The organism is Rhodococcus sp. NPDC055112 (assembly GCF_053607505.1).
Genome location: NZ_JBSGTR010000013.1, coordinates 81112 through 93387, shown reverse-complemented (window position 1 = coordinate 93387; position 12276 = coordinate 81112). Strand labels below are relative to the sequence as shown.

Genomic DNA, 12276 nt, shown 5'->3' with positions numbered 1-12276 from the left:
GTCCAGGGACTCGTCAACCGCGCACAGGCGCGAAGCGCCTACGCGCTGCCGTCGAAGAGCGAGGTCACCGAGCCGTTCTCGAAGACCTCCTTGATGGTGCGCGCGAGCAGCGGCGCGATGGAGAGCACGGTCAGCGTCGGGAAACGCTTCTCCTCGGGGATCGGCAGCGTGTTGGTCGCGATGACCTCCTTGGCGCCGCAGGACGCCAGTCGCTCGGCGGCCGGGTGCGAGAAGATGCCGTGGGTGGTGGCGATGATGACGTCACCGGCACCGGCGTCCTTGAGCACCTTGACGGCGCCCGCGATGGTGCCGCCGGTGTCGATCATGTCGTCGATCAGCACGCAGGTGCGGCCGTTGACGTCACCGACCACGCGGTTGGACTTGACCTGGTTCGGGACCAGCGGGTCACGGGTCTTGTGCACGAACGCCAGCGGCGCGCCGTCGAGGGCGTCAGCCCACTTCTCGGCGACCTTGACGCGGCCGGCGTCCGGGGAGACGACGCAGATGTTGTCGGTGCCGTAGTTCTCCCGCACGTACTCGGCGAGCTGGCCCTGCGCGTGCATGTGATCGACGGGGCCGTCGAAGAAGCCCTGGATCTGATCGGTGTGCAGGTCGACCGTGATGATCCGGTCGGCGCCGGCGGTCTTGAGCAGGTCCGCGATGAGGCGGGCCGAGATGGGCTCGCGGCCGCGGTGCTTCTTGTCCTGGCGGGCGTACGGGTAGAACGGCAGCACCGCGGTGATGCGCTTGGCGGATCCACGCTTGAGCGCGTCGATCATGATCAGCTGCTCCATGACCCACTGGTTCAGCGGGGCCGGGTGGCTCTGCAGCACGAACGCGTCGGATCCACGCACCGACTCCTCGAATCGGACGAAGATCTCGCCGTTGGCGAAGTCGCGGGCGGTCTGCGGGGTGACCTGGATGTCCAGCTCTTTCGCGACCTGTTCGGCCAACTCGGGATGGGCGCGACCAGAGAAGAGCATCAGGTTCTTCTGGTTGTCGATCCAATTCGCGCTAGTCACTGATCTTCGCCATCCTTGTTCGTGTTTTCGGCTTGTTGCTGCTGTGCCCGCGCCGCCGCTTCGGCCGCCGCGGTGCCGGGTCGGTTCCGCTCGACCCAACCTTCGATGTTGCGCTGCTTACCCCCGGACACGGCGAGCGCGCCGGGCGGAACGTCGAACCGCAGCACCGTACCCGCACCGGTGTACGCACCGTCGCCCACCTGCACCGGGGCGACGAACATCGTGTCGGACCCGGTGCGGACGTGCGACCCCACCACCGTACGGCTCTTGCTGACGCCGTCGTAGTTGACGAAGACGCTCGACGCCCCGATGTTGCTGTGCTCACCGACGGTGGCGTCGCCGACATAGGTCAGGTGCGGCACCTTCGAGTGCGCCCCGATGTCGGAGTTCTTCACCTCGACGAAGGCGCCCAGCTTGCCCGCCTCGCCGAGCACGGTGCCGGGGCGCAGGTAGGTGAACGGGCCGACGGTGGCGCCCGCGCCGATCGCCGAGCGGTCGGCATGGGTGCGGATCACGGTGGCTCCCTCGCCGACGGTGACGTCGCTGAGGGTCGAGTCCGGGCCGATGACGGCGTCCTCGCCCACGGTGGTGCGGCCGCGCAGCTGCACGCCGGGCTCGATGGTCACGTCCGGCCCGAGCTCCACCTCGACGTCGATCCACGTACTCGACGGGTCGACGACGGTGACCCCTGCGCGCATGTGCCGCACCAGGATCCGACGGTTGAGCTCGTGCGCGAGGGTCGCGAGCTGGACCCGGTCGTTGGCCCCGGCGACGAGCAGCGAGTCGGCGAGGTGCTTCGCGCGCACCGTCTTGCCGGCGCGGCGGGCGATGGCGATGACGTCCGTCAGGTAGAGCTCGCCCTGCGCGTTGTTCGCGCTGAGCGAGGCGAGCGCGGAACGCAGGGTGGCGACATCGAAGGCGTAGACCCCGGAGTTCACCTCGGTGATGGCGCGCTGCGAGTCGGTCGCGTCGGCCTGCTCGACGATCGCGTTCACCTCGCCGTCCGTGGTGCGCAGGATGCGCCCGTAGCCGGTGGGGTCGGCGGCGGTGGAGGTGAGAACGGTCACGGCGGCCGCCGGTGCCGCGGTGTGGGTGGCGAGCAGCGCGTGCAGCGCCTCCCCGTCGAGCAACGGGACATCGGCGGAGGTGACCAGGACGGTGCCGTCGAAGTCGTCGGGCAGCGCGCTCAGGCCGCACGCCACCGCGTGCCCGGTGCCCTTCTGCTCGTCCTGCACCGCGGTGAGGATCTTGCGGCCCAGGTCCCCTGCGACCTGCGCGGTCGCGGCGCCGACGGCCTCGCGCTCGTGGCCGACGACGGTGACCAGGTGCGCGGGATCGAGCTCGGAGGCCGCGTGCAGGGAATGCGCGAGCATCGTCCGGCCTGCGATCGCGTGCAGCACCTTGGGGGTCTTGGACCGCATCCGAGTTCCTGCCCCTGCGGCGAGGACGACCACTGCGGTCTCGGCTGGCATGACGCTCCCTCGAACTCGAACCGGTCTCTACAGCTGCTGGCCGACCCAGCAATTCGCGCCACTGAGCCAATGGTCGCTCAGAAGAACTCGCTCCGCCGCCAGGACTCGAACCTGAACTATCTGAACCAAAATCAGAGGTGCTGCCATTACACTACGGCGGATTGCCGCACCTGCGGAAACGCGTCAGAAACCGGAGGCTCGGCCCGGCCCCGCCTGTGCGCCCACGATCCTCGCATGCTGGCGCGGATTTGGTCGAACCGCCTCGACTGAATCGATTCGCGTGCCGGATAGGCTGGCGGCATGTCCCGACCCCCGCAGGCCCCCGGCGAACGACCTCCGCGGACGCGGATGACCGGCACCCAGCGTCGCGAGCAGCTGATCGAGATCGCCCGCTCCCTGTTCGCCGAACGCGGGTACGAGGCCACCTCCATCGAGGAGATCTCCGCCCGCGCGAGCGTCTCCAAGCCCGTCGTCTACGAGCACTTCGGCGGCAAGGAGGGCCTCTATGCCGTGGTCGTGGACCGCGAGATGTCGACCCTGCTCAACATGATCACCGCCTCGCTCTCGCAGAATCGGTCCCGCGTCCGGGTCGAGCGAGTGGCATTGGCCCTGCTCACCTACGTCGAGGAGCGCACCGACGGCTTCCGCATCCTGGTGCGCGACTCCTCGGTGACGGCTGCCGACGGTACCTATTCGTCCCTGCTCAACGACGCGGTCAGTCAGGTCGGCCACATCCTGGCTTCGGACTTCTCCAAGCGAGGCTTCGACCCGGAGCTCGCCCCGCTCTACGCCCAGGCGTTGGTCGGGATGGTGTCGATGACCGCGCAGTGGTGGCTCGACGAACGCACACCACCCAAGGAGGTGGTGGCCGCGCACGTGGTGAACCTGTGCTGGAACGGCCTGACCAACCTGGAGGCCGACCCGAAACTCGGCGCGAGTAGCGGCGGCAGGGGTCGCGCCACCGCGGCGGGCCCATCGGAAAACGTCGGTGGCCGCGCCTAGACTCTTCTGTGGTCGTCCCCAGCGGCGGCTTCACCCGTTCGGCGAGCCCAGGAGCATCGACGTTGTCTTCCCGTTCTTCGAACCCGGTGGCCGTCGACTCCGCTGCGTTTCCTCTCGCCGGAGTGTTCTCGGTGGCCCTCGCCGACCCCGCCTTCGGCGGCGTGCGCGAGGCCGTCGGCTCGGCCTCGCTCGACATCGTCGCGCCCACCCCGGCCCGGCCCTTCATCGCCTCCGCCATCGCGGAGGAGACGCAGCTGCTGCTCGTCACCGCGACCGGCCGCGAGGCCGACGACCTGACCGGTGAGCTGCGCGAGGTGCTCGGCGACGCGGTCGCGCAGTTCCCGTCCTGGGAGACGCTGCCGCACGAGCGGCTCTCGCCCGGCGCGGACACGGTCGGCCGCAGGCTCGAGGTGCTGCGCAGGCTGGCCCGCCCGGACGACGCCGACTACGGCCCGCCGCTGCGGGTCATCGTCACCACCGTCCGCTCGCTGGTGCAGCCGATGGCGCCCGGGCTCGGCGAGATCGAACCGATCACGCTGCGGGTCGGATCCGAACACGACTTCGACGCGCTGACACACCGCCTCGTCGAACTGGCCTACGAGCGCGTCGACATGGTCGGTAAGCGCGGCGAGTTCGCGGTCCGCGGCGGCATCCTCGACATCTTCTCGCCGACCGCCGACCACCCGGTGCGGGTGGAGTTCTGGGGCGACGAGGTCACCGAGCTGCGCGCGTTCTCGGTGGCCGATCAGCGGTCACTGCCCGAGCTCGAGATCGCCACCCTGATCGCGCCGCCCTGTCGCGAGCTGCTGCTCACCGCCGCGGTGCGCGATCGCGCGGCGGCGCTGGCCGCCGACAACCAGGCCGATGCGGCGCTGGTGGAGATGCTCGACAAGCTGTCCGCAGGCATCCCGGTCGAGGGCATGGAGGCACTGCTGCCCGTGCTGCAGAACGGCGAGCTGGCGCTGCTCACCGATGCGCTGCCAGCGAACACGCACGTGCTGCTCTGCGACCCGGAGAAGATCCGTACCCGCGCGACCGACCTGGTGCGCACCGGGCAGGAGTTCCTCGAGGCGTCCTGGACGGCGGCCTCGCTTGGCGGGGCGGCGCCGCTGGACGCGTCCGCGATCGACACCTCGAGCGTCGGCGGCAAGGGCCTCGACCTCGCGGCCTCCGCCTACCGGTCGCTGCGGCAGGTACGCGAGAGCGTCGAGGCGTCCGGCCGGCCCTGGTGGACGGTCAGTCCGCTGGCCTCGGGCAGCGGCGAGGAACTGGCCCTCGAACTGCGGGCGGTGCCCGAGGTCCGCGGTTCCGACGAGCTGCTGGCCGAGCTGTTCGTGACGCTGCGGGCGCACGTGAGCGCGGGCGGTCGGGCCGCGATCGTGGTGGCAGGCTCCGGCACCGCGCACCGGGTGCTGGAACGGCTCGCCGAGGCGGAGGTCCCGGCGACCGAGCTGGCGCCCGGCGCGGCGCCAGGGCCTGGCGTGGTCGGCGTGCTCTGCGGCAGCCTGCACGACGGACTGATGTTCCCCGGCAGCGATGCCGGCCTGGTCCTGATCACCGAGTCCGACCTCACCGGCAACCGCGTCGCGGCGGTCGGGGACGGCAAGCGGCTGCCCGCCAAGCGGCGCAATCAGGTCGATCCGCTCGCGCTGACCGCGGGCGACATGGTGGTGCACGACCAGCACGGCATCGGCCGCTTCGTCGAGATGGTCGAGCGGACCGTCGGCGGCGCGCGCCGCGAGTACCTGGTGATCGAATACGCGGCCAGCAAGCGGGGTCACCCCGGCGACCGGCTGTTCGTGCCGATGGAGTCCCTCGACCAGCTCTCCCGCTACGTCGGCGGCGAGCTGCCCGCGCTCTCGAAGCTCGGCGGCTCCGACTGGACCAACACCAAGCGCAAGGCCCGCAAGGCGGTTCGGGAGATCGCCGGGGAACTGGTGCAGCTGTACGCCGCCCGGCAGGCCGCGCCGGGGCACGCCTTCGGCCCGGACACCCCGTGGCAGAAGGAGATGGAGGACGCGTTCGCGTTCACCGAGACCCACGACCAGCTGACGGTCATCGACGAGGTCAAGGCCGACATGGAGAAGCCGGTCCCGATGGACCGCGTGGTGATCGGCGACGTCGGCTACGGCAAGACGGAGGTCGCGGTCCGGGCCGCCTTCAAGGCCGTCCAGGACGGCAAGCAGGTGGCGGTGCTGGTGCCGACCACCCTTCTCGCGCAACAGCATCTGCAGACCTTCACCGAGCGGATGGCCGCCTTCCCGGTCAAGGTCCGGGGCCTGTCCCGGTTCACCGATGCGGGGGAGTCGAAGGAGATCATCGCCGGTATGGCGGACGGCGAGGTCGACGTCGTCGTCGGCACGCACCGGCTCTTGCAGACCGCGGTCCGCTGGAAGGACCTCGGCCTGGTGATCGTCGACGAGGAACAGCGGTTCGGCGTCGAGCACAAGGAACACATCAAGGCGCTGCGCACCCACGTCGACGTGCTGACCATGTCCGCCACCCCGATTCCGCGAACCCTCGAGATGAGCATGGCCGGCATCCGCGAGATGTCGACCATCCTCACCCCGCCGGAGGAGCGGCACCCGGTGCTCACCTATGTCGGCGCGTACGCCGACAAGCAGGTGGCCGCCGCGATCCGGCGCGAGCTGCTGCGCGACGGCCAGGTGTTCTACGTGCACAACCGGGTCAGCTCGATCGACAAGGCCGCCAAGCGACTTCGTGACCTGGTGCCCGAGGCGCGGGTAGTGGTCGCGCACGGCCAGATGAACGAGGAGACGCTCGAGAAGACCGTGCAGGGATTCTGGGAGCGCGAGTTCGACGTGCTCGTGTGCACCACGATCATCGAGACCGGCCTGGACATCTCCAACGCCAACACCCTGCTCGTCGAGCGGGCCGACTCGCTCGGTCTGTCGCAGTTGCACCAGCTCCGTGGGCGCGTCGGCCGCAGTCGTGAGCGCGGGTACGCGTACTTCCTGTACCCGCCGGAGAAGCCGCTCACCGAGACCGCGTACGACCGCCTCGCCACCATCTCGCAGAACTCCGATCTCGGCGCGGGCATGGCCGTCGCCATGAAGGACCTCGAGATCCGCGGCGCGGGAAACGTGTTGGGGGCGGAGCAGTCCGGACACGTCGCAGGCGTCGGGTTCGATCTGTACGTGCGGCTGGTCGGCGAGGCCGTCGAGGCGTTCCGCGCGGTCGCCGACGGCAGGCCGGTCACCACCGACGAGGCACCGAAAGAGGTCCGTATCGACCTGCCGGTGGATGCGCACATCCCGCCCGACTACGTGACCAGCGACCGGCTCAGGCTCGAGGCATATCGGAAGCTGGCCGCCGCCACCGACTCCGAGGCCATCGTCGCGGTGATCGAGGAGCTCGTCGACCGGTACGGCCCCGTGCCGGAGGAGGTGGGCCGGCTGGTCTCGGTAGCCAAGCTGCGCCTGCTCTGCCGGGAGTTCGGGCTCGAGGAGGTGTCGGTGGCCGGCACCCAGCTCAAGATCGCGCCGATGCACCTGCCGGACTCGAAGCAGCTGCGCCTCAAGCGCCTGTACCCGAGCGCGCAGTACCGCGCGACGACCGGGATGGTGCAGCTACCGTTGCCGCGCACCGGTTCCGGCGGGGTCGGCGCGGACCGGGTGCGCGATGTCGCGCTGTTGCAGTACATCGCGGACTTCCTGCTCGCCCTCGACGGCCGCGCCGCAGGCGCCGTCGACGTCAGCCTGCCCGCGAGGGTGTGAGGCGGTGACGAGCGAGCCCGGACGTCAGGAGCAGCGGCAACGCGACAGTGTGACGGAGCCGCCACGGCCAGGCGACAGTGTCGTCGAGGCCATCGACGTGATGGACAAGCTGTGGGGCTACGGCGGCTGGGAAGTCACCCAGACCCACGACTCGCTGACGGTCTACCTCGTCGAGGAGACCTACGAGCTGCTCGACGCGATCGCCGCGGGCGACCCGGCCGAGATCCGTGAGGAGCTCGGGGATCTGTTGCTACAGGTGCTCTTCCAATCCCGGATCGCTCAGGCTGCCGGGCACTTCGACGTCGACGACGTGGCGGCCACACTGGTCGCCAAGCTGGCGCACCGCAGCCCGCACCTGGCCGAGGACGCCGTCGGCCCGATCGACATCGCCGAGCAGGAGGCGGCGTGGGAGCGCCGCAAGCTCGCGGAGAAGTCGCGCGCCTCGTGCATCGACGGCATCGCCACCAGCCTGCCCGCCCTGGCGTTGGCGGAGAAGGTGATCGGCCGGGCCCGCAAGGCCGGGTTGCCCGCCGAGCTGGTGCCCGAGGACCTCACGACGGTGCGGATCGGGGAGAACGGCAACGCGGAGGTGACCCTGCGGCGGGCCGTGCTGGCCTTCGCGGACCGGATCCGGGCCGCCGAGAGCGCCGCCGCCGCGGCCGGGATCGCCCCCGGCGCCCTCGCCGACGAGGACTGGAAGGCGCACTGGGCCTAGCGGATCCGGTCCGCCGAGGTCAGTGCCCCGGCTCGGCCATCGGTTCCGTCGGAGACGCCTGCCCCTCGAACAGCGTCGAACCCCAGTACCCGCCGTCGTCCTGGATGCCGGGCGGCACGGCGAACACCGCGGACCCGACGTGCTTGATGTACTCGTTGAGCGCGTCGTTGCGTGAGAGCGACAACTGCATCGGCACGAACTGCTTCTGCGGATCACGGCAGTAGGCGATGAAGAACAGTCCGGCGTCGAGGTGCCCGAAGCCGTCGGACCCATCGGTGAAGTTGTAGCCGCGCCGCAAGATCTGGATGCCGCCGAGCTCCTCGGCGGAGGCGAGCCGGACGTGCGCGTCGGTGTCGATGACGGGCTGTCCGCCCGCGCCCTTCGCATCGAGGTTCAGCGGATCGAACTCGTTCTTCTCGCCGAGCGGTGCACCGGTGCCCTTGCTGCGCCCGATCACCCGCTCCTGTTCGTTGAGTGCGGTGCGGTCCCACGATTCGATCAGCATCCGGATGCGCCGGGCCACCAGGTACGAACCGCCCGCCATCCACTCCTGGTCGTCGGCCCCGGTCACCCAGACCTGCTCGTCCACGGCGCCCTGGTCCTCGGCCTTGATGTTGCGCGTTCCGTCCTTGAACCCGAACAGGTTCCGCGGCGTCGACTGGGTCGTCGAGGTCGAGGAGGTCCGGCCGAACCCGAGCTGTGACCACTTCACCGCCACGGTGCCGAAGCCGACCCGGGCGAGGTTGCGGATGGCGTGCACGGCCACCTGGGGGTCGTCCGCGCAGGCCTGGATGCAGATGTCCCCGCCGCTGCGGGCCGGGTCGAGGGAGTCGCCGGTGAACTTGGGCAACTCGGCGAGCGCCGCGGGTCGCCTGTCCGCCAGGTCGAACCGCTCGAACAGCGACGGCCCGAACCCGATGGTCAGCGTCAGCCGGCTCGCGTGCAGGTCGAGTGCCTCGCCGGTGTCGGTCGGCGGGGAGTAGTCGCCCGCGCCGATGGCGCCGTCGGGCACGGCCTCCTCTCCCGCCGTCATCCGTTCCGCCATCTGGGTCCACTTCTTCAGCAGGGCGACCAGGTCGTCCCGGGAGTCGGTGGTGACATCGAACGCGACGAAGTGCATGCGGTCCTGCGCCGGGGTGACGATCCCGGCCTGGTGGGCGCCGCGGAAGGCGACCACCTGGGTGTCTACCGATGCTGGCTCCGGCGCGGTCAGGCGACCGACCGCTGCGCCCGCGCCGACCGCGAGCGCCCCCGCACCAACGGCGCCGAAGAGTCTGCGCCGCGAGAGCCCGGGACGGCCGGCGCCGTCACTGCCCGGCGACGACACCCTGCACCTGGCTCACCTCTGCGGACAGCGCGTCGATCTTCTGCGAAAGTGCCTGCCGCTGAGGCTCGGTCACTGTGCTGTACAGCACGAAGCCGTCGCCGCTGCGGTAGAGGGCGAGCTCCGCGTCGAGCTCGGCGAAGCGCTGATCGATCCGGGTGCCCAGCGCGGGGTCCTTCTCGTCGACGATCGGGCGGAGCGTCGCGACCGCGGCCTGGGATCCGTCCACGTTGGCCTGGAAGTCCCACAGGTCGGTGCCGCTGAAGATGTCCTCCTCACCGGTGATCTTGGTGCGGGAGACCTCGTCGAGCAGCGTCTGGGCGCCGCCGGCGACCTGGATCGGGTCGACGGTGAAGTCGGGGGAGTTGATGCCGTCGGACAGTTCCTGGAGGTCGGCGAGGAGCTGGTCGGCGATGGCGTTCGTGTCGGGCTGCAGGCCCTGTGCCCACAGATCCTTCTCGAGCCGGTGGAAGCCGGTCCATTTCTGGCCCGGCTCGAGGTCGACCTCGCGCAGGTCCAGTCGCGGGTCGAGGTCGTCGGGGAACGACTCGGCGATCGGCTCGATGCGCTCGTAGTAGGTGCGGGTGGTCGGGAACTTCGCCTTGGCGGCCTCGATGTCGCCGGACTTGACCGCGGCGACGAATGCCGCCGCCGTCTCCTGGAGGGCGGTGACCTGGCTCGTGACGTAGCGCTTGTACTCGGCAGCGGCATCGGCCAGCTGGCCGCTCTCGTCGGCGGCCGTGGAGGAGTCGCCGGTCACCGTGAACTCGGAACGGATGCCGTCGCCGACCATGCCCGGCTTGCAGGCGGTGTGGTAGGTGCCTGCCTCCGCGAAGTTCACGATCAGGGTGCGGGTCAGGCCCGGACCGACGTTCTCCACCTCGCCCATGACGCGATCGCCCTCGCCGTAGACGTAGAACTCGGTGACCTTCGAACCGTTGTTGGTGATCTCGAAGGTGTTGTTGCCGGTCTCTCCGGTGTCGCGCGCGACCTCGCAGCTGGTGTCGGTCGCGGTGACCGCGATCGCGCCCTCGGCGCTCTCGGACTTGGAGGTGCAGGCGGCCAGCGCCACCGGCGCGAGGGCCAGCAGTGCAATGGCGGGAACGGTGCGACGCACGGTGGAGCCTTTCAGGATGCGGGGATGTTGGAGGGTTCGGGGAGCGGAGCCCGCTCGGGCCCGGGCTTGGCAGGCAGCGGGCGCAGGAACACGGTGAGCACGACGACCAGGTACACCGCCCAGGCGACCACCTGGAGGACCGTCGGGTCCGGCCGGAAGTTGAAGATGCCCTGCAGGACGGTGCCGTACCAGGTTGAGGTGTCGAAGTGGGCCGACACATCGAATGCCAGGTTCGATCCGCCCGGGAGCCAGCCGGCGATCTGCAGGGCGCGGACGCCATACGCCAGGATCCCGGCCGCGACGACGACCAGGAACACCCCGGTGTAGCGGAAGAAGGCCGCGAAGTCGATCCGGACCGCACCGAAGTACAGGCCGACGGTCAGGGCCGCGGCGACGGCGATCCCGAGGAGCAGGCCGACGAGCGGCCAGATGCTGCCCGCGGTGTTCTCCGCGTAGCCGACGAGCAGCAGCGCCGTCTCCACCCCCTCACGGCCGACGGCGAAGAAGGCCATCGAGGCGACCGCGAACGGTCCGACCGCGAGTGCCTTGGACAGCCCTGCGCGCAGGTGCCCCGAGATCGAGGCGGCGGCCTTGCGCATCCACAGGATCATCGCGGTCACGATGACCACGGCGACCAGGGACGCGAGTCCGCTGATGAGCTCGGCCGCCAGTCCGGTGACCGTCGAGGTGCCGAAATGGATTGCGACGAAGATGATCGCGACCATGGCGACTGCCGCGGCGACGCCGAGCCACACCCATTTGAGGGCGTCGCGCCGGTCGGACTTGACCAGGAACGCGACCAGGATCATCACGACGATGCCGGTCTCGAGTCCCTCGCGGAGTCCGATGAGTCCGCTGCCGACCAGTTGCGTCGCGACGCTCGGCGCGCTCGCGCCTGCGGCGAGTGTGAGCACGGCGGCTCCTCATCTGTGCATGTCGCAGCCCATACATAGGCAAGGCGAACCTTCTCTTGAACCGAACTAAGGTAGCACTTACCAGATGCGGGCCCGGGCCGCGATGGCGGCCCGTCCGAATTGCCCGGGTTGCCGCCCGTCAGTGATTCACGTGGATCATGGACGCGGTGACCACACGACATCGACGACTGCTCGGGTGCGTTGTCGGGGCCGTGCTCGGCGTCGCGATCCTCGCCGGATGTGCGGGTGAGCCGAAGATTGCCATCCCGCAGGGCATTCCGCCGGGCCCCGGTGCACCCGTGCCCCCGATCGACATCGATGCTCCCGGTCGGACCGCCGATCAGTTGCGGGACTGGGCCGCCGGCCAGACCGACGCCCTCGGGTTCTCGGTCACCGCGCTCGAGGCCTACGGCTACGCGGCCGCGGTGATGGCGCAGTCGCGGCCCGAGTGCGGCATCGGATGGACGACGCTGGCGGGTATCGCGAGCGTCGAGAGCAGGCACGGCACCTACCGCGGTTCCTCCGTCGCGCCGACCGGAGACGTCAGCCCGCAGATCCGGGGCATTCCGCTCGACGGGGGGCCGGGGGTCGCCGAGATCCCGGACACCGACGGCGGCGCGATGGATGGCGACCCCGTGCACGACCGCGCGATGGGTCCCCTGCAGTTCATCCCCGAGACCTGGAAGCGGTGGGGCGTCGACGCCAACGGCGACGGGGTGGCGAATCCGGACAACATCGACGATGCGGCGCTGACGGCGGCTCGGTACCTCTGCGCCAGGGGCGGTGACCTGACCTCCGAGGAGGGCTGGCGCCGGTCCCTGATGGCATACAACCTGTCCGGCGAGTACCTGAACGACGTTCGTGACCGCGCGGCCGCGTATTCGGTGGGGACCCGGCCGTGACCGCGCGGCGCGACGACACGGCCGGTTGCTGCCGTTAGGCTCAGACCTGGCACTATGTAGCGAAATCGTCT

The 12276-nt window shown here is 70.1% G+C and carries 9 protein-coding genes and 1 tRNA gene; 4 read left to right on the top strand and 6 right to left on the bottom strand.

The annotated features are described in order from the left end of the window. Window positions 1-38: 38 nt before the first annotated feature. The 3 genes from ACWFRB_RS09590 to ACWFRB_RS09580 form a co-directional block, all read right to left on the bottom strand. Window positions 39-1022: a ribose-phosphate diphosphokinase gene (locus tag ACWFRB_RS09590; RefSeq protein WP_452640558.1), complete on the bottom strand. Its 984-nt coding sequence runs from the start codon at window positions 1020-1022 to the stop codon at window positions 39-41. Further along, complete coding sequence (gene glmU / locus ACWFRB_RS09585; RefSeq protein ID WP_452640557.1) at window positions 1019-2494, bottom strand: bifunctional UDP-N-acetylglucosamine diphosphorylase/glucosamine-1-phosphate N-acetyltransferase GlmU; 1476 nt, start codon at window positions 2492-2494, stop codon at window positions 1019-1021. The genes ACWFRB_RS09590 and glmU overlap by 4 nt, the downstream gene beginning before the upstream one ends. Before the next feature lie 90 nt (window positions 2495-2584). Then, window positions 2585-2655: transfer RNA gene (locus ACWFRB_RS09580), tRNA-Gln, on the bottom strand. Window positions 2656-2794: 139 nt separating this feature from the next. Here ACWFRB_RS09580 and ACWFRB_RS09575 point away from each other — a divergent pair. The 3 genes from ACWFRB_RS09575 to ACWFRB_RS09565 all read left to right on the top strand — a co-directional run bounded on the left by ACWFRB_RS09575 (window position 2795) and on the right by ACWFRB_RS09565 (window position 7948). Next, window positions 2795-3496: a TetR/AcrR family transcriptional regulator gene (locus ACWFRB_RS09575; protein ID WP_452640556.1), complete on the top strand. Its 702-nt coding sequence runs from the start codon at window positions 2795-2797 to the stop codon at window positions 3494-3496. A gap of 86 nt (window positions 3497-3582) precedes the next feature. Next, on the top strand, window positions 3583-7233 hold the full coding sequence (gene mfd, locus ACWFRB_RS09570) for a transcription-repair coupling factor (protein ID WP_452640563.1): 3651 nt from the start codon (window positions 3583-3585) through the stop codon (window positions 7231-7233). A gap of 4 nt (window positions 7234-7237) precedes the next feature. Beyond that, entirely contained in the window at window positions 7238-7948 is a 711-nt protein-coding gene (locus ACWFRB_RS09565) for a MazG family protein (protein ID WP_452640554.1), read from the top strand. Window positions 7949-7967: 19 nt separating this feature from the next. Here ACWFRB_RS09565 and efeB read toward each other — a convergent pair whose 3' ends face one another. The 3 genes from efeB to efeU are packed head-to-tail and all read right to left on the bottom strand — an operon-like array spanning window position 7968 to window position 11303. Then, window positions 7968-9275, bottom strand: a complete 1308-nt coding sequence (gene efeB, locus ACWFRB_RS09560) for an iron uptake transporter deferrochelatase/peroxidase subunit (RefSeq protein WP_452640552.1) — start codon at window positions 9273-9275, stop codon at window positions 7968-7970. Next, entirely contained in the window at window positions 9256-10389 is a 1134-nt protein-coding gene (gene efeO / locus ACWFRB_RS09555; RefSeq protein WP_452640551.1) for an iron uptake system protein EfeO, read from the bottom strand. The genes efeB and efeO overlap by 20 nt, the downstream gene beginning before the upstream one ends. Before the next feature lie 11 nt (window positions 10390-10400). Further along, on the bottom strand, window positions 10401-11303 hold the full coding sequence (gene efeU, locus ACWFRB_RS09550; RefSeq protein WP_452640550.1) for an iron uptake transporter permease EfeU: 903 nt from the start codon (window positions 11301-11303) through the stop codon (window positions 10401-10403). Window positions 11304-11461: 158 nt separating this feature from the next. On the opposite strand from efeU, the gene ACWFRB_RS09545 reads away from it, so the two are divergent. Then, entirely contained in the window at window positions 11462-12205 is a 744-nt protein-coding gene (locus ACWFRB_RS09545; protein ID WP_452640549.1) for a lytic transglycosylase domain-containing protein, read from the top strand. Window positions 12206-12276: the final 71 nt, after the last annotated feature.